At 69.5% G+C, this 16,864-nt stretch carries 13 protein-coding genes; 7 read left to right on the top strand and 6 right to left on the bottom strand.

The window, feature by feature from the left end:
* Window positions 1-61: 61 nt before the first annotated feature.
* Window positions 62-1,213 (top strand): glycosyltransferase 87 family protein, encoded by a 1,152-nt coding sequence (locus ABD156_RS24855; protein WP_344278274.1) that lies wholly within the window; start codon window positions 62-64, stop codon window positions 1,211-1,213.
* Here ABD156_RS24855 and ABD156_RS24850 read toward each other — a convergent pair.
* The 4 genes from ABD156_RS24850 to ABD156_RS24835 all read right to left on the bottom strand — a co-directional run bounded on the left by ABD156_RS24850 (window position 1,140) and on the right by ABD156_RS24835 (window position 4,100).
* Window positions 1,140-1,805 carry a DUF998 domain-containing protein gene (locus ABD156_RS24850; RefSeq protein ID WP_344278271.1) on the bottom strand — a complete coding sequence of 222 codons (666 nt, stop codon included), beginning with the start codon at window positions 1,803-1,805 and terminating at the stop codon, window positions 1,140-1,142. The two genes, ABD156_RS24855 and ABD156_RS24850, sit on opposite strands and share 74 nt — an antisense overlap.
* A 39-nt stretch (window positions 1,806-1,844) precedes the next feature.
* Complete coding sequence (locus tag ABD156_RS24845; protein WP_344278268.1) at window positions 1,845-2,924, bottom strand: J domain-containing protein; 1,080 nt, start codon at window positions 2,922-2,924, stop codon at window positions 1,845-1,847.
* Window positions 2,925-3,018: 94 nt separating this feature from the next.
* The gene (locus tag ABD156_RS24840) at window positions 3,019-3,558 is read right to left on the bottom strand and encodes a GNAT family N-acetyltransferase (RefSeq protein ID WP_344278265.1); all 540 of its coding nucleotides are present in this window, start codon (window positions 3,556-3,558) and stop codon (window positions 3,019-3,021) included.
* Window positions 3,558-4,100, bottom strand: coding sequence for a GNAT family N-acetyltransferase (locus tag ABD156_RS24835; protein WP_344278262.1), 543 nt, complete (start codon window positions 4,098-4,100; stop codon window positions 3,558-3,560). Before ABD156_RS24835 ends, ABD156_RS24840 begins: the two co-directional genes overlap by 1 nt.
* Window positions 4,101-4,402: 302 nt before the next feature.
* Here ABD156_RS24835 and ABD156_RS24830 point away from each other — a divergent pair, with 302 nt between their 5' ends.
* Genes ABD156_RS24830 through ABD156_RS24820 form a run of 3 tightly spaced genes read left to right on the top strand, consistent with a single transcriptional unit; the run spans window position 4,403 to window position 9,590 of the window.
* Window positions 4,403-5,836 (top strand): APC family permease, encoded by a 1,434-nt coding sequence (locus tag ABD156_RS24830; RefSeq protein WP_344278259.1) that lies wholly within the window; start codon window positions 4,403-4,405, stop codon window positions 5,834-5,836.
* Window positions 5,833-8,703, top strand: a complete 2,871-nt coding sequence (locus tag ABD156_RS24825) for a glycoside hydrolase family 2 protein (RefSeq protein ID WP_344278256.1) — start codon at window positions 5,833-5,835, stop codon at window positions 8,701-8,703. Before ABD156_RS24830 ends, ABD156_RS24825 begins: the two co-directional genes overlap by 4 nt.
* On the top strand, window positions 8,700-9,590 hold the full coding sequence (locus ABD156_RS24820; protein ID WP_344278253.1) for an ROK family protein: 891 nt from the start codon (window positions 8,700-8,702) through the stop codon (window positions 9,588-9,590). The genes ABD156_RS24825 and ABD156_RS24820 overlap by 4 nt, the downstream gene beginning before the upstream one ends.
* A gap of 122 nt (window positions 9,591-9,712) precedes the next feature.
* On the opposite strand, the gene ABD156_RS24815 is transcribed toward ABD156_RS24820, so the two are convergent.
* Entirely contained in the window at window positions 9,713-9,952 is a 240-nt protein-coding gene (locus ABD156_RS24815) for a hypothetical protein (protein ID WP_344278250.1), read from the bottom strand.
* A 549-nt stretch (window positions 9,953-10,501) separates the two neighbouring features.
* Between ABD156_RS24815 and ABD156_RS24810 the strand changes: the two genes are divergently transcribed.
* Genes ABD156_RS24810 through ABD156_RS24800 form a run of 3 tightly spaced genes read left to right on the top strand, consistent with a single transcriptional unit; the run spans window position 10,502 to window position 12,920 of the window.
* Complete coding sequence (locus tag ABD156_RS24810; RefSeq protein ID WP_344278247.1) at window positions 10,502-11,071, top strand: NADPH-dependent FMN reductase; 570 nt, start codon at window positions 10,502-10,504, stop codon at window positions 11,069-11,071.
* Window positions 11,072-11,094: 23 nt separating this feature from the next.
* On the top strand, window positions 11,095-12,078 hold the full coding sequence (locus ABD156_RS24805; protein WP_344278244.1) for an ATP-binding cassette domain-containing protein: 984 nt from the start codon (window positions 11,095-11,097) through the stop codon (window positions 12,076-12,078).
* The gene (locus ABD156_RS24800; RefSeq protein WP_377927703.1) at window positions 12,075-12,920 is read left to right on the top strand and encodes an ABC transporter permease; all 846 of its coding nucleotides are present in this window, start codon (window positions 12,075-12,077) and stop codon (window positions 12,918-12,920) included. Before ABD156_RS24805 ends, ABD156_RS24800 begins: the two co-directional genes overlap by 4 nt.
* A 799-nt stretch (window positions 12,921-13,719) precedes the next feature.
* On the opposite strand, the gene ABD156_RS24795 is transcribed toward ABD156_RS24800, so the two are convergent.
* Window positions 13,720-16,806, bottom strand: a complete 3,087-nt coding sequence (locus ABD156_RS24795; protein WP_344278241.1) for an ATP-binding protein — start codon at window positions 16,804-16,806, stop codon at window positions 13,720-13,722.
* Window positions 16,807-16,864 lie beyond the last annotated feature (58 nt).

Here is a 16,864-nt window from a genome sequence, read left to right as displayed (position 1 = left end):
CAGCCGAAGACGGCTCCGCGGACCGACGATTCCGAGGAGCTGGTCTCCCTAGCTTTCCCTTGTGCGCCAAGAGAAAAAGATTCTTCTCGGGCTGGCGGCGGCGATCGCCGCGCTGACCGGGATCGCCGTCGTCCGCTGGCTCGGCGGCGCACAGCTCGGGGTGGACAGCGCGGTGTACCGCGCCGGTGCGCTGGCCGTGCTGCGCGGACAGCCGCTCTACGAGCCTCTCCTCGCGCTCGACCCGAAGTCCGCGCTGGAACTGCCTTTTACCTACCCGCCGAGCGCGGCGTTGCTGTTCCTGCCGCTGGCCGCGCTCCCGGCGCAGTTCGCGTGGTTGCTGCTCGCGGTCGGTTCGGTGTTCGCGCTGTGGTCGGTGTCGCGCCGGTTCGCCCGCGAACGGCCGCTGCTGGCGCTCTGTCTCCTGCCGGTGCTGGAACCCGTGTGGCGGATGATTTCGCTGGGCCAGGTCAACGGCGTGCTGATGGCCATGGCGGTGCTGGACGCGCTGCCCGCCCGCGACCGCAAATCCGGCGGCGTGCTGATCGGGCTTGCCGCGGCGGTGAAGCTGACCCCGCTGATCTTCGTCCCGCACCTGTTCCTGACCGGCCGGCGTGCCGACGCGTGGCGCGCGCTGGCGACCTTCCTCGGAGCGAGCGCGGCCGGGGCGCTGATCCTGCCGGGGGACTCGATCCGGTACTGGACCTCGGCCATGCTGGACAACCGCAACGCCGGAGCCGTCGACTGGGTGCTCGACCAGTCCCTGCACGGGATGTTCGCGAGGCTGGGCGCGACCTCGCTCGGCTGGTACGCGGCGGCGGCCGCGCTGTGCCTGCTGGCGGGTGCGCTGCTGGTTCGCGACTTCCACCGGCGCGGCGACCCGCGGGCCGCGCTGCTCGTGACGGCGGGGTGCGGGCTGCTGGTGAGCCCGATTTCGTGGACGCACCACTGGATTTGGGCAGTGCCGCTGGTCGGTCTTCTTTCCGGCGGACGGGCCGCGCTGATCTGCGCTGGAGCGGTTTTCAGCGGGGTCGCGCTGATGCTGGTTCCCCAGGGCGGGCACCGGGAGCTGTCGTGGAATCCGGTCGAGACGGTGTTCGGGAACGCTTATGTGCTGAGTGCGTTGGCCGTCGGCGCGGTGCTCATGGTCCGGCTGGCGAGGGGGTCGCTTGCCGAGCCGGGGCGGCGAGTGCGGCCAGCGCGACGAGTTCGGTGAGCGCCATCCCGCGTTCGACGAGGCCCAGCGGGATCAGCAGCCACCAGCGTTGGTCAGTCAGCGCGGCGACGGCCACCGCGCCGAGAATCACCGCGAACCACGCGAGCGACGCCACGGCGAGGGCGCGGGCGAGAAACCGGCGGCGCGGCGCGTCCGGGAAGACCGTGCGCGCCGAGATGAGCACGGCGAGCGGAAGGCAGACGAAGGCGACCACGCTGGCAATCCGGTGCAGGGTGCCGCCCGCGCCAGTCGCCGCGGCGTTGGCCCAGTCGGTCTTCGGGAACGCGACGATCACCAGCAGCCCGGCGGTCCAGAACGCGCCGAGCACCGCGGCCAGGACCGGCAGCCGTCCCTGCAGCCGCAGGACGGCGAACGCGACCGCCGAACCGGCCGCGACCAGCACGACAGCCAGGTCGAACACCCATTTGTGGTCCGACAGCCCGTATTCGCTGATGGTCCGCCAGGTCGCGCTGATCTCGTCGGTCGGCGGCACCACCTGCAACAGCAGCATCAGCACGGCGCCGAGAGCGAGCGCGCCGATCCCGGCCAGCGCGAGCACGGCGGGGCGGCGGTCAGCGGACACTGTTGTCATGCACAGAGCGTGACACGCGCCGGATATGTCCCCGGTGAGTCAGGCCGCCCGGCCCGACCCGGTGACCTGCGCGCGCACCGTGCGCAGCGCGTTGTGGTCCACAGTGGACGGTTCGGCGGACAGCCAGCCGCCGATCTCGTGCAGGAACTGCTCGGGTGTCATCGGCGGGCCGGGTTCGCCGTCCGGATCGGCGGTGGTGACCTCGCCGTCTCGGCTGGGGTACACGATCATCGCGCCGCGCAGCGCGACGCCGGGCAGCAGTTCGCGGTAGCGCTCCAGGCTTTCTTCCAGCTGGGTGCCGCCGCCGCGGAACGGACGCCCGTTGCGCAGCAGCCGTCCGTCCTCGGCGGTCTCGTAATGCCCGGGCAGCCACAGCTTCGACTCGACCAGCACCAGACGTTTCCCGCACAGCACCGCGTGGTCCACGTCGGCGAACACCGAACCGGGCCACGCGAGACCGTGGAAGATGCGCGCGCCGGGCAGCCGGGTCAGATACCGCTCCAGCAGGTCCGCGGTGAGCCGTTCGGCCAGCTCGTCGGCCTCCGCGCCGGGGGAGCCGAACACCGCGCTGCCGCCGAATTCCTCGGCGAACTCGTGCCGGGCGCGACGCGCGGACAGGTAGCCGCGGGCGAGCCGGTGCACGAGCAGCGCGGTGCCCGCGGTGAGCGCGAGCCAGACGATCAGCACCGGCGGCGTGAAGTCGATCCCGGCGAGCAGCGGCAACAGCACCAGCACCGCGCCGGCGACCGCCGCGACGACCGGCGTGTGCCCCGGTCCGCGCCGCCGGCCGTGCCGCATCCGCGGGTCGGCCGCGGCGAACGACCACCACTCCAGGCTTTCCGGATCGATGTCCGGCGCCTCCGGGCGGTAGCCGGGCTGCTCGCCGAATCGCCGCCGGGGCCGGGGTTTGGGCACCGAGGCGGCCGGGACCCCGGCGTCGTAACGAGCGCGTTCGTTGGGGTCGGCGAGGGTGTCGTAGGCCTCGCGCAACAGCTGGAAGGTGCCGACCGTGCCGCCCGCGTCCGGGTGCAGCGTCTTGGCCAGCCGACGGTAGGCGGCCTTGATCTCCGTGGGGGACGCGGTTTTGCCCACGCCGAGTACCGCGTAGTAGTCGGGCACGGTTCGGGTTCCACCTCCGGACGGCTGCCCGCGCAACGATATGGGGTCGCCGGGGCGCGGTGCCATCCGCCTCCGCGGCGCGCCGGAGTGAACGCTAGTTCCGGGCCAGCCACTCCTCGCGGCGGAGCGCGTACTCGACGGCGTGGCGGTCGTCGCCTGGCGCGAAGTAGTCGGGGTCGTCGGAGACGAAGTCGCGGATGTGCCGGAGCCCGACCGAGGCCATCGTCGCCTGGGAGGCCTTGTTGCCCACGGCCGTCCCGGCGAAGATGCGGTCGAGGCCGACGTCGCGGAATCCGTACCGAAGCAGTTCGAGCGAGCCTTCTTTGGCGAGTCCTTTGCGCCAATGTCTGCGAAGCAGGCGGTACCCGAGTTCGGCCTGTCCCGGTGCCTCGGCGGGGCGCAGGGCCCAGTAACCGGCGAAATCGGCTTCGCGGAACCCGGCCCAGCAACCCAGGCCCGGGGTGGTGTCCACGAGCAGTTTCCGAAGCGCTTCAGCGGACTGCTCCCGGGTCCGCACGCCGCCCAGGTAGCGCATCACTTCCGGGTCGGCGGAGAGTTCGACCTCGTGCTCGAGATGTCCGGCGGACAGCGGGACCAGCCGGAGGCGCTCGGTGTGCAAGATCGGTTGGGACATCAGGCGAAGTTCCGGGCCAGCCAGTCTTCGCGGTCGACGGCGTACTCGACCGCGTGCAGGTCGGCACCCGGGGCGAAGTGCTCGGGGTCGGCGACGAAGTCGCGGATGTGCCGGAGCCCGATGGCGGCCATGGTTGCCTGGGAGGCTTGGTTGCCCGCTGCCGTCCTGGCGTAGACGCGGTCGAGTCCTAGGTCGTGGAAACCGTGGCGGAGCATCTCGCCAGCGCCCTCTTTGCCGAGTCCTTTACGCCAAAACCCGGGAAGCATCCGGTATCCCAGCTCCGCCTCGTTCGGGGCTTCGCCGGGGCGCAGGGACCAGAAACCGGCGAAAGCGGCATCGACGAAGCCGGCCCAGCAACCGAGGCCGCGACCGGCGTACGCGAGGGTTCGCCGAAGCTCGTCCGCGGACTGCTCCCGGGTCTGCACCCCGGTCAGATAGCGCATCACCTCCGGGTCGGCGGAGAGTTCGACCAGGTGCTCGAGATGTCCGGCGGACAACGGAGCCAGCCGGATGCGCTCGGTGTGCAAGATCGGTTGGGACATCACGCGAATGCTCCCGGCCAGGTGGACGACGGGAATCAGTCTCGCAGCCGGACGGGTGCTTCGTCAGCTGATTTTCCGCTGGTCCGCGCAGACCGCCGCGGATTCGGCGCTTCCCGGCCAGCGGCGCCGTCCGGCCGGAGACGCCTGCTCCCGCCGGGACGCGACCTGTCCGGCGGACCCGCGCCCCACCGTCCCCTTCTCCCACTCCCGCACCGGTTTCGGCAACTTTCCGGACGCAGCCCTTCCGCACCCCGTTCATCTTATGTTAAGAAGCTTTACTAACTATTGGATGGAGGCACGACGTGAGCTCACCCACCCGCCCGGGGGACTCCGCGACCCTTCCGGGGAACGGTCTCGAACGCCGGATCGGGCCGCTGCAGGCGACCGCGATCAACATGACGCAGATGTGCGGGATCGGCCCGTTCGTCACCATCCCCGCGATGGTCGCGACCATGGGCGGCCCGCAGGCGATGTTCGGCTGGATCATCGGCGCGATCATCGCGCTCGCCGACGGGCTGGTGTGGGCCGAACTGGGCGCCGCGCTGCCCGGGGCCGGCGGGACCTACATCTACCTGCGCGAAGCGTTCCAGTACCGCTCCGGGCGGCTGATGCCGTTCCTGTTCGCCTGGAGCGCGGTGCTGTTCATCCCGCTCATCATGTCCACCGGCATCATCGGGCTGGTCCAGTACCTGGGCTATCTGGTGCCGGGCGTGACCGACGCGGGCGGCGTCACCCCGCTGGGCAAGGTCATCGGCATCGGCCTCGTCGTGCTGATCGTGCTCGCGCTGTTCCGCAGGATCGGCCAGATCAGCAAGCTCACCACCGCGCTGTTCCTGATCATGCTGTTCGCCGTCCTCGCGGTGATCATCGCGGCCTTCTCGCACTTCGACGCGCACCAGGCGTTCGACTTCACCCCGGGAGCCTTCGGCTCGGGCGGCGCGTTCTGGTCCGGACTGGGCGCGGGCCTGGTCATCGCCGTTTACGACTACCTCGGCTACAACACGAGCGCGTACCTCGGCGGCGAGGTCCGGAACCCGGGCCGCACGCTCCCGCGTTCGATCATCTTCTCCATCCTCGGCATCATGACGCTCTACTTCCTGCTGCAGGTCGGCGTTCTCGGCTCGACCCCGCTGGAGGAGCTCAAGAACGCGACATCGGTGGCGTCGTCGGTGCTGGAGCAGGCGTGGGGTTCGGTGACCGCGAAGATCATCACCGTCTTCATCGTGATCGCCGCGGTCGGTTCGGTGTTCGCCGGTCTGCTCGGCGGGTCGCGGGTGCCGTTCGAAGCCGCGCGCGACAAGGTGTTCCTGCCGGTGTTCGGCAAACTGCACCCGAAGCTGAACCTCCCGACCGCGGGCGTGCTCGCGATGGGCGCGATCACCGCGATCGGCTCGCTGTTCACCTTGACTGACGTGATCAACGCGGCGGTGACCGTGCTGGTGATCATCCAGTCGCTCGCGCAGGTCGCGGCGATCGTGGTGCTGCGCCGTCGGCAGCCGCACCTCAAGCGGCCTTACCGGCAGGTGCTGTACCCGGTGCCGACGATCATCGCGTTGGTCGGCTGGGTCTACGTGTACATATCGGCCAGCTGGCTTTCGATCTGGCTGTCGATCGGCTGGATCGTTCTCGGGGTCGTCGCCTTCCTGGTCTATGCCTCGAAGGAAAAGGTGTGGCCGTTCGGTCCCAAGGAAATCCGCGAGGCGTTCGCGACCCAGCCCGCGGGGGTGGAGTCGTGAAGAAACCGCTGATCGCCGGGATCGCCGCGCTGGTCCTCCTCCCCGGCATCGTTTCAGCCACTGCTTCGGCGCAGGAGCCGGAAGCGGCGGCGGCTCGTCCTCGTCCGCAAAGCCCGTCGGCGATCGGCCTCGGCGGCTGGCAGGTGCTGACGACCGCGCAGGTCAAGGACGACGGCACGGCGGTGTCGAAGCCCGGCTACCCGACGCACGGCTGGTTCAAGGTAAAGCCGGACGACGCGGGCGCGCCGGGCACCGAGATCAACGCGCTCGTGCAAAACGGCAAGTGCCCCAATGTTTTCTACTCCGACAACATGCGCAAGTGCTTCGGCTACCAGACGAAGCGCGGGCCGGTCACCACGCAGCAGTTCAAGGACCCGTGGTGGTTCCGCACCGATTTCGACCCCGGTTTCCGTCCGGGCAAGAACGCGAAGCTGACCGTGCCGGGCGTCGTCGGCGAGGGCGACGTGTGGGTGAACGGAACGCTCGTCGCGGGCAAGGACGTGGTGAGCGGCGCGTACGCGGGCCACAGCTTCGACATCACGAAGCTCCTGCGGCCGGGCAAGAACACGCTCGCGGTCAAGATGTACCCGAACGACCCGAATTCGATGTACACGCTCGACCAGGCCGACTGGGCGCAGATCGTGCCGGACAACAACACCGGCCTGCAGTACCCGCCCACGCTTGAGCTGTCGGACGCGCTGAGCGGCGACAACGCGCACGTCGTGCAGGACAACGCGGCGGATCTGTCGACGTCCTCGCTGACCGCGAAGGTCGACGTCACCAACGACGCGGGCACGCCGCAGACCGGCGAGGTCGCCGCGACGGTGACGCCGCCGGGCCGCGGCGCGCCGATCGTGGTGAAGCAGAACGTGACGATTCCCGCGCATGCCAAGCAAACCGTGACGTTCACGCCGACGAAGTTCCCGCAGTTGAAGATCGTCAAGCCGCAAGTGTGGTGGCCGTACTCAATGGGTGTACAGCCGTTGTACACCTTGGGTACGACAGTTTCGCAGGGCGGCGTGGTGTCGACTTCGTCGTCGGACACGTTCGGGATCCGGACAGTGACATCGAAGCTGATCGGCAAGTCCCCGGCACTGCCGGACGGCGCGCGGAAATTCGCGGTCAACGGCCGGGACTTCGTGTTCCGCGGCGGCGGTTTCGCGCCGGATCTGTTCCTGCGCTACGACAAGGCCGACATCGCGCACCAGCTCGCGCTGATCAAGAACCTGGGCCTGTCCGGCGTCCGGCTCGAAGGCCACGACATGCCCGCGGACTTCTACGAGCAGGCCGACCGCGCCGGACTGCTGGTGCTCGGCGGATTCCTCTGCTGCGACGCCTGGCAGCCGGAACATCCGGAGAAACTGACCGACCGCGACTACCGGATCATGCACGATTCCGCGTACTCGATCGCGCAGCGCGAACGCAGCCACCCCAGCGTGATCACCTACGGCTGGAGCGACAACGAGCCGATCCCGCGGCAGGAAACCGAGACGCTGAGCGCGTTCAAGGCAGCCGACTGGGACGTGCCGGTGATCGCGTCGGCGGAGTACAAGAGCACCAAGACGCTCGGCCCGTCGGGGGAGAAGGAAGGCCCTTACGACTGGGTCCCGCCGGCCTATTGGTACGACTCGTCGACCTTCGACAAGACCGACCCGAGCCGCACGAACGCAGGCGGGGCCTGGGGTTTCGCCAGCGAGCAGAGCGCTGGGCACACCGTGCCGACCCTGGATTCGATCCGGCGGTTCTTGTCGCCGGAGGAGCAGGCGAAGCTGTGGCAGGACCCGGCGTACAACCAGTACCACGCGAACTACGAATCCGGGCACGGCGGCTACAAGTTCGGCACGCTGTATACCTTGGACGAGTCGATCGCCCGCCGGTACGGGAAATGGGATTCGCTGGAGTCCTATGTGGAGTCCGCGCAGATCGCGAACTACGAGAACACCCGTTCCCAGTTCGAGGCGTTCCTCGCGCACGCCAACGACAAGAAGAACCCGTCGACCGGCGTGGTGTACTGGCAGCTGAACAAGGGCTGGCCGACGCTGCTGTGGTCGCTGTACAACAACGACGGCGACCAGCCGGGCGCGTATTTCGGTGCGCAGAAGGCGAATAAGCCGCTGCACGCGCTGTACGCCTACGACACCGGCGCGGTCGCGCTGTCCAACCTGGGCGCCGCGCGGCAGAACGGGATTTCCGTGCAGGCCAAGGTGTACGACACCGCGGGCAAGGTGCTTGACGACCAGACCGCTCCGGCGGTTTCGCTGGACAGCCAGGGCGTCGCGACCGGTTTGCTGAAGCCGAAGGTCCCGGCTGAGACGAAGGCACCGGCGAAGGCGCAGGTGTACTTCGTGGAACTGCAGGTGCGGCAGGCCGGGAAGGTCGTGGACCGGAACGTCTACTGGATGTCGACGCAGAAGGACGTCGTGGACTGGGCGAAGACGCTGCAGAATCCGCAGGCGACGATGAGCCAGTACAGCGATCTGACCGCGCTGCGCGATCTGCCGAAGTCGCAGGTCGGGGTGTCTGCCTCGACGCGCCCGTCGCGTGGCCCGGACGGCACGGACACCGCGACGACGGTCACGGTCGCCAATACGTCCAAGACCGCGGTCAGTTTCTTCCTGCGCGCGGACGTGCGCCGCTCCACGGACGGGTCCCAGCTGCCAGCCGCGACCTGGGACGACAACGACATCACGTTGTGGCCGGGCCAGTCGCAGACGCTGACCGTCCGCTACCGGGCCGCCGACCTCCACGGCGCCCGACCGACCGTCAGCGTCGACGGGTTCAACACCGGCCGGGTCGTGGTACCGGCCGGTCCGCACCGGGACAGCCAGGGCGCTGTCCCGCCGGTCATCGAGGGGACCCGCGAGTGACATCGGAAGACCTGATCCTGGGCATCGACTTCGGCGGCACGAAAGTGGCGCTCGGTCTGTCCGACCGGACCGGCACGCTGCGGGCGACCCGCCGCCTGGACACCGACGCCGAAGCGGGCGCCGAACAGGTGGTCGCCCGGGCGCTGGCCGCCGCTGTCGAGCTGTCTTCCGGTGCTCAGCTCGCCGCGATCGGCGTGGTGAGTCCCGGAATCGTGCTGCCGGACCGGATCCTGCTGGCCCCGAACGTGCCCGGCTGGGAAGAACTCCACCTGGCCGAGCTGGTGTCAGCGGCCTTCCCCGCGGTTCCGGTCACCGTCGGCACGGACGCGAAAGCCGCCGCACTGGCGGAATGGACCTGGGGCACCCTGACCGGTGCCGACCCCGCGGTTTTCCTTTCTCTCGGCACCGGCATCGCGGCCGCGGTCCTGGTCGGCGGCCGCCTGCTGACCGGTGCCAACGGAGCGGCCGGGGAGATCGGGTACAACCTGCGCACCCCTCAAGACGCCGACGGATTCGCCAGCGGAGCGGCGCCGCTGGAGGAAGCCGTCGGAGGCCGGTGGCTGGGCACGCGGGCGACCGCGCTGCTCGGCCGCCCGGTCACGGCGGGGGAGTTGTTCGCCTTGGCGCGGGAAAATACGGAGGCCAAAGAGCTGGTCGCGTCGGCTTTGGACGAGCTCTCGATGCACGTGGCCAACCTGGCGATCGCCTTTGACCCCGCGCGGATTGCCGTCGGTGGCGGGTTGGTTCGGTCGGCTGATGTGCTTTTGCCTGCCCTGAGGGAACGTTTGGCGGCCGCGGTGCCGTTCCCGCCGGAGCTGGTGCCCGCGCGGTTTGACCAGGACGCAGCGCTGCTGGGCGCGGTGGCGTTGGCGCTGCGGGCCGAGTAAGACTCCGTGACCGGCGGGGTTGTTTGGACGCTTCGCCGGTCACGGGTACCAAGTATTCGCCGGGTTTCTTGCGCGCCGCTCCTGGCGTAGGGCACCGACGCGGTTGACGTGATTGCCCGCGTCTACCAGCCCAGGTCCTTGGCGACTTCCTCCTGCGCGGCCGCGATTTCTTCGGCTGTGGACCCGGCGACGTCGCTGTCCGTGGCGTATTCCAATCGGGACAGCAGGTCGGCGAGCGCTTGTTTCTGCGCGGGGTGGGTGATCGGCACCGTGTTCAGGTCGACTGTCATCAGCCAGTCGAACAGCACCACGGCATCAGCGCGCCACAAACGCAGGCCGACTGTGGGCAGATCCGAGTCCATGCCGGTGATCCTGCCCGCGATGGCGGTCTCGGTCCCATTCGATTGGCGGCGAATCGCTGACGGCCACGGCGAAGAAGCTCGAGCCGGGGCGTGGCCAGCCGCGCCACATCTGGCCTCGCACCTCTGGAAGCCTCGCCTGGCGCACTCGCCGCCGCTTCCTCTTTCTTCGTCGTCATCTCTCTGACCAGCCACAACATCCCGCTAGATCTGACTTGGTGCTGTAGCGCACTGAATCGTCTCTCTGGCCGGCCACAATGCCCGCTAGATCTGACTTGGTGCTGTAGCGCACCGAATCGTCTGTCTGACCGGCCGCAACGCCTGCTAGATCTGACTTGGTGCTGTAGCGCACCGAATCGTCTGTCTGACCGGCCGCAACGCCTGCTAGATCTGACTTGGTGCCGTCGCGCACCGAATCGTCTGTCTGACCGGCCGCAACGCCTGCTAGATCTGACTTGGTGCCGTCGCGCACCGAATCGTCTGTCTGACCGGCCACAACGCCCGCTAGATCCAACCTGGCACCCTCGCGCACCGATCTGGCGCCCAAGAAGTGTGGACGAGGAGCTGCGGGTAGCCGTGCTCGTCGCCAGCACCCGGGAAGGCCGGGTCGGCGGCGAGATCGGCCGATGGTTCGTCGAGCGGGCCGCCGGGCACGGCGGGGTGGTGCTCGACGTGCTCGACCTCGCGACGTTCGCGATCCCGGCCCGGCTGCCCGCCGAGCCGACGGCTGGCATGGCCGGGTTCGCGAAGCGGATCGCGGTGGCCGAGGCGTATGTGGTGGTCACGCCCGAGTACAACCGCAGCTTCCCGGCGTCGCTGAAGCAGGCGATCGACTGCGCGTACGAGGAATGGCGGGCCAAACCGGTCGGCTTCGTCTCCTACGGCTACCGCGCGGCCGGGCGCTACGCGGTGGAGCACCTTCGGGACGTCTTCACCGAACTGCACACGGCGACGGTGCGGGATTCGGTGTGCCTCGACTTGCTCGAGCACGAATGCGGCGACCCCGGCGCGGGTCCGCACGGGGAATCCGCAGGTCACGCGGCCTCTGCTCTACTGGACGAGCTGATCTGGTGGGGACTGGCACTGCGCGAGGGCCGCCGCGCGCGGCCGTATCGCGGATGAGGAACTGAGGGGAAAGGACAGGCATGAGCAACGCAGCCGGGGAACCGGCGATCGAGACTTCCGGGCTCGTCAAAGTGTTCGGCGAGACCCGCGCGGTGGACGGGGTCGACCTCGTGGTGCCCGCCGGAACGGTGTACGGCGTCCTCGGGCCCAACGGCGCGGGCAAAACCACCACCGTCCGGATGCTCGCCACGTTGTCCCGCCCGGACGGCGGCGAGGCGCGGGTGTTCGGCCACGACGTGGTGCGCGAGGCAGACGCCGTGCGCAGCCGGGTGAGCCTCACCGGCCAGTACGCGTCGGTCGACGAAGACCTGACCGGGCAAGAGAATCTGGTGCTGCTCGGCCGGCTGCTGGGGCACCGCAGCGCTGCCGCACGCGATCGGGCGGCCCAATTGCTCGCGGCGTTCGGGCTCACCGAAGCCGCGCGCCGGCAGGTCAAGAACTACTCCGGCGGCATGCGCAGGCGGCTCGACATCGCCGCGAGCATCCTCAACACGCCGGACCTGCTGTTCCTCGACGAGCCGACCACCGGCCTCGACCCGCGCAGCCGCAACCAGGTGTGGGACATCGTCCGCGCGATCGTCGCGCAGGGCACCACCGTCCTGCTCACCACGCAGTACCTCGACGAGGCCGACCAGCTGGCGTCGCGCATCGCGGTGATCGACCACGGCCGCGTCATCGCCGAGGGCACCAAGGGCGAGCTGAAGGCCTCGGTCGGAGTCGGCGCTGTCCACTTGCGACTGCGCGACGCCGACCAGCGCGCGACCGCCGCCGAAGTGCTGGAGCGCGCGCTTTCCGCCACCGTGCAACTGGATCACGACCCGGTCGCGATCACCGCCCGGCTGTCGTCGGACGCACAGGAGGCCGCCGCCGACCGCGCGTCGCGGGCTCTCGCGGAACTCGCCAAGGCCGGCGTCACCGTCGACACGTTCTCGCTCGGCCAGCCCAGCCTCGACGAGGTTTTCCTGGCCCTCACCGACCGCACAGCCACCGAGGAGGCGGCGTGACCACCGTCAAGGAACCCGATCTCGACCTCGCGGCCCCGAAGCCGGACGAACTGGCCGGGGTCCTGCTCGCCACCGAACGCCCGCCGCGGCCGAGCGCGCTATCCGCGTCGTTCTCCTTCGGCTGGCGAGCCGTGCTGAAGATCAAGCACGTGCCGGAGCAACTGTTCGACGTCACCGCGTTCCCGATCATGATGACGCTGATGTTCACCTACCTGTTCGGCGGCGCGCTGGCCGGTTCGCCGACGCAGTACCTGCAGTTCTTCCTGCCGGGCATCCTCGCGTCGAGCGTCGTGATGATCACGATGTACACCGGCGTCGCGGTGAACACCGACATCGAGAAGGGCGTGTTCGACCGCTTCCGCACCCTCCCGATCTGGCGGCCCGCCCCGATGGTCGGCTACCTCCTGGGCGACGTGCTGCGGTACCTGATCGCGTCCGTGGTGATCATGGTCGTGGGCCTGATCCTCGGCTTCCGCCCGGACGGCGGAATCGGCGGCGTGGCCGTGGGCGTCCTGCTGCTGCTCGTGTTCTCGTTCGGGCTGTCGTGGGTGTGGACGATGTTCGGGCTGCTGCTGAGGTCCGAGAAATCGGTGATGGGCGTCAGCATGATGGTGATCATGCCGCTGACGTTCCTCAGCAACATCTACGTCGACCCGTCCACCATGCCCGGCTGGCTCCAGGCAGGCGTCTCGGCCAACCCGATCAGCCACCTGGTGACCGCAGTGCGCTCGACGATGTCCGGCGCCTGGGACGGCAGCGCCATCATGTGGACCCTGATCGCGGCGGCCGCGCTGACCGCGGTGTTCGGGACGCTGACGATGCGGCTGTACAACCGGAAATGACCCGGACTCAGCGGGAGGCCTCGCACGGGAGGCCCTCCGGTGCTCAGCGGGAGCCGCGCACCGGAGGGCCGTCCGAGTCAGTCGTGTCAGCTTCCGCTCGTTACGCCCGGCGTCGGGGGCTGCCCGCCTCGTCCCGGTGCGGTGGCTTCAGGTCGTGGGGAGAGGGCGTAGGAGAACCGTCGGACCGCCGGGACCCATTGCTGGAACCGGGAAAGAGTGTCGATGCGCAGCGCGGTCGACACGTGGGCAAGGCCGCGATGCAGCTAGCCGCGCCGGGTTGCCGCGCTGACTCGCCGTACCGACCCGCCGCACCGGGGTTGTCGCGCTGACCCACTGCGGAGCCGCGCCGCGCAGGGTCGCCGCGAGTTGCCACCCGGGCAACCCCGTCGCGCGGCCGCTCGGCCCGGCTGCTCGGCCCGGCCGCTTGGACCTCCGCAACGGCCCGAGCAGCTTTTGGCGGCTTGCTCGCGCTGCGGACGCTTCTTCGCGGCTTCGCCGACGCCACGATTCCCGCAATCGCTTCACCGGCAGCGGGTGAAGGAACTCGATCTCTCGCTCGGGCATCCGCCAGCGGGTATCGCGGTTTCGCGACGCCGCTAGCCACCTCCGCGAGGAACCTCGTGCACCGCTGTCACCCCTGATCGGCGGCCCGCATGCCCCGGTTGGTGCTGTCGCGCGGCGCTCGCCGAGTCGGTCCTTCCTGCCCGACGGCGTCGGCTCCCCCGGGCGGCGCGCTCGTTCCGATGCCTGGCGGGTCGGGCTGCGGGGTCGGCGCGGCGCTCCTGGGCGTGCTGGGCGGTTACAAGCGCCAGGTCATGGGCTTCTCCGGTTGGTAGCTGCAGGACGAGCCGGTCGTGATGGTGGTGCGGAGGTGGTCTGCCAGTTCCGGGTGGAGGTCGCCTAGTTTGCGGAGGGTGTCGCGGATTCGGGCGGTCACGGCTTTGCGTGCGCGTTCCGTTTCGTCGCCGAGGCGGCGGGTTCGGCCGGACAGGCCGGTGGACGTTCGGAGTTCGTCGAGCAGCGCTGCGCGTTCGGTGTCCAACGCGGCGGCTTTGGCGTCGTCGCCGCGGAGGGCGGCGGCGTCGATGGCTTCGTCCAGTTGGTCGAGGCGGCGGCGGTAGGCGGCTTTCGCGGTGTCGTCGAGGATGGGGTCGCCGCTGAAGGCTTTGGCGGCTTCTGATTCGGCGCCGCCGTCGGGGGAGAGCAGTTGTGCGGCGGGGGTTTCGGTTCCTGGTCTGCTCAGCAGGAAATTCAGGTCTCGCAGGCCTTTCGCGTCTGGCATGCGTACTTCCCGGTTGGCGAAGCGCAGCGTCCACACTGCGTCGGTTCGGTGGAATTCGTTGGCGGGAACGGACGGTGCTGGGCGGGGGCGGGCGGTGAGATGCTGCAAGCCCAGTTCGGCTGCTTCGGCGGTGACGGCATCGGCCAGGGCGGTTGCGCGCTCGGTGTCGCCCAGGTCCTGCACCGTGCTGGCGAGGTGGTTGCGGGCTTCGGCTGCCCACGGGCGGGCGCGCAGCCGATCTGCGGACCGGGCGGCGGAAGTGAAGCGCGCGGCGGCTGTTTCGGCGTCGCCCAGGGTTTTGTGGAGCAGGCCTAGCCACAGGTCTACTGGGCCGCTCAATTCGCAGCCGTAGAGGGAGACCAGCCATTCGCCGGAGTGTGGGGAGAGTTCGCGCAGGAGCCGTTCCGCTGCGGCGCGGTCTTTCAACACTGCGGCGGCTTGGGCTTGGCAGCGCAGCCAGAGCGGGGTGAAGGCGCGGCCGTACGGGCCGTCCGCGGATGCTTCGGACAGTTCGTGCCGGGTGGTCGCGGCGTCGCCGGCGAGTGCCGCGGTCAGGGTGCGCAGCAGGGCGGGGTGGGGGAAACCGGCGTCGGTCATCTTTGCCGGGAGGTCGGCGGCTTTGGCGAAGCGGCCTTGGACGAGCAAGGCGCTCCAGCGCAATTGGTCGGGCAGATAGCCGTACTCGTTGGTGCCGAACAGTTCTGGGGCGGCCATAGCTTCGGCGAGTGCTGTGTCGGCTTCGGCGAATCGGCCGCGGAAGGTGCAGATGATGCTGCGATCGATTGCTTCCGCCACTTTCGCGGCTGGCAAGCCTTCGTCGGCGATTGCTTGGAATATCTGGAACTGGTCCAGGTAGCGCGGGTCTCCTTGTTCCAGCATCGCGACCCATTTGAGCGAGGCGGCGAAGAACTCGTTCTCGTGGTCGTTGGTGCGCCTCGCGACGGCCGTCAGTTCATCGGTGAGCCGCTCGCGTTCGGCGCCGCTGCCCAGGCCCCAGATCGCGTCGTGCCGCGCCCATAAGGTAAACGCCAGCGCATCGTCGTCCTCGTCGTCTCGGGCGAGGATCGTGGCGCGGGCGGTGAGTTCCAGCCGGATGCGGTCGAGCGAGAGAGGTTCGGCCGCGTTGCCGCCGCACAGTTTTTCGTGTGCTTCGCGGAGAAGGTGAGCGGTGAACTCGCGCCGGGCGCCGCTGGTGCCGAATTTCGACAGGGTGAGGGCGGCGCGGGCGAGGAGGTTCGCGTTGTCCAGCCGGCGAGCTAGGGCGACAGCTTCCTCGCAGAGGAGCCAGGCCTCGTCCTTCTCCTCCAGGCGCCAGAGCACGGTCCCCAATTCCAGCGCGACGACGGCTTGGCCGCGTTCGTCCGTGGCGCGTTCGCGGGCTCGGCGCAGGTGCGCGATGGATTCCTCGAACGCCATCCGGGCGCCGGCGTCTTTGGCCGCGGCGAGCAGCAGCCGGACGACGTGTCGCGGTTCGAGGTCGGCATGGGCGAGATAGGCGTGCCGGGCTCGTTCGGCGACTCCGGTCAGGGCCGGGGTGTGTTCGCTGGCGCGGACGACTGCCGCGTGCTGGCGTTGCGCTTCGGCGGGGGTTAGTTCGGCGTATCTCGATTCCCGCACCAGGTCGTGTGCGAAGGCGAAACGGCCCTCGCCGAGCGCGAGGACGAGCCGGGCGGCTACGGCGCGCGTGAGCAGATGGTCGACCTGTGCGACGGGCGCGCCGGCGGTGGCGGCCAGCAGTTGGAGGGAGAACTCGCGGCCGAGCACCGCGGCATTGGTGAGCAGATCGGTGACGGGGCGGGGGAGGAGGGACAGCCGTCGCTGGAGTGCGTCGGCGACTTCCGGCGCGACCGCGGATACCGTGTTCCCGCTGCGCCACAGCCGCGCGGTCTGCTCGACGAAGAACGGGTTTCCGCCGGTGCGCCGGTGCACGTCGGAAGCCAGTTCAGCATCTGGATCAGTGCCCGCGGTGCGGCTCATCAGCTCGGCGACTCCGGTTTCGTCCAGGCCGGTGAGCGTGATCGTGGTCGCCTTCGCGAGCAGCGGCAGCATCAGCTGGTGCAGGGGATGGCCGGGCGCGTCCACCTCGACGTCGCGGTAGGTGCCGATGAGCAGCAGCCGTTCGAACCACGTGTGCCGGGCCGCGAATTCGAGCAGGCGAAGCGACGCCGGATCGGCCCAGTGCAGATCGTCGAGGATGACGACCACCGGGCGCTCCTGGGCCACCGTGACCAGCGCCCTTGTGACGGCGTCGGGCAGCTGGAACCCGTCGTCAGCCGGTGGTTCGGGGGTTTCGCCGAGCAGCGCGGACAGCGTCGGCGAGCTGGCGACGGCCCATTCGTGCGCTGCGGCTTCCCGGCGCAGCCCGCGCATGACCTGGACCCACGGCCAGTAGCCCGGCGCGGCTCCGGACTCCCAGCAGGTGCCGCCGAGGACGAGCGCGCCTGCCTCGCGCGCGTCGTCGGCCACTGCGCTGACCAGCGTGGTCTTGCCGATCCCGGCCTCCCCGGTGACCAGGGTGAGGCCGCCGTGGCTGGCGGTGGCGCGCGAGAGCTGCGCGCGCAGTGTCGAGGCGGGGTGGGCCCGCCCGATCAGCGCCGCAGTCATGTCCGGTTCCTCCCTTTCCTTGCGAGCCTCTCACGGACTCGCGATGCCGTCTCGTGCT

This window comes from Amycolatopsis albidoflavus (assembly GCF_039525725.1).
GTDB lineage: Bacteria > Actinomycetota > Actinomycetes > Mycobacteriales > Pseudonocardiaceae > Amycolatopsis > Amycolatopsis albidoflava.
The sequence above is the reverse complement of the archived record's forward strand: the minus strand, read 5'-3'. Positions and strand labels throughout refer to the sequence as shown.

Bases quoted from the DNA above. Each gene is read 5' to 3' on its own strand.
- ABD156_RS24850 (WP_344278271.1), bottom strand. From the start codon at position 1,805: ATGACAACAGTGTCCGCTGACCGCCGCCCCGCCGTGCTCGCGCTGGCC.
- ABD156_RS24840 (WP_344278265.1), bottom strand. From the start codon at position 3,558: ATGTCCCAACCGATCTTGCACACCGAGCGCCTCCGGCTGGTCCCGCTG.
- ABD156_RS24835 (WP_344278262.1), bottom strand. From the start codon at position 4,100: ATGTCCCAACCGATCTTGCACACCGAGCGCATCCGGCTGGCTCCGTTG.
- ABD156_RS24815 (WP_344278250.1), bottom strand. From the start codon at position 9,952: ATGGACTCGGATCTGCCCACAGTCGGCCTGCGTTTGTGGCGCGCTGAT.
- ABD156_RS24805 (WP_344278244.1), top strand. From the start codon at position 11,095: ATGAGCAACGCAGCCGGGGAACCGGCGATCGAGACTTCCGGGCTCGTC.
- ABD156_RS24795 (WP_344278241.1), bottom strand. From the start codon at position 16,806: ATGACTGCGGCGCTGATCGGGCGGGCCCACCCCGCCTCGACACTGCGC.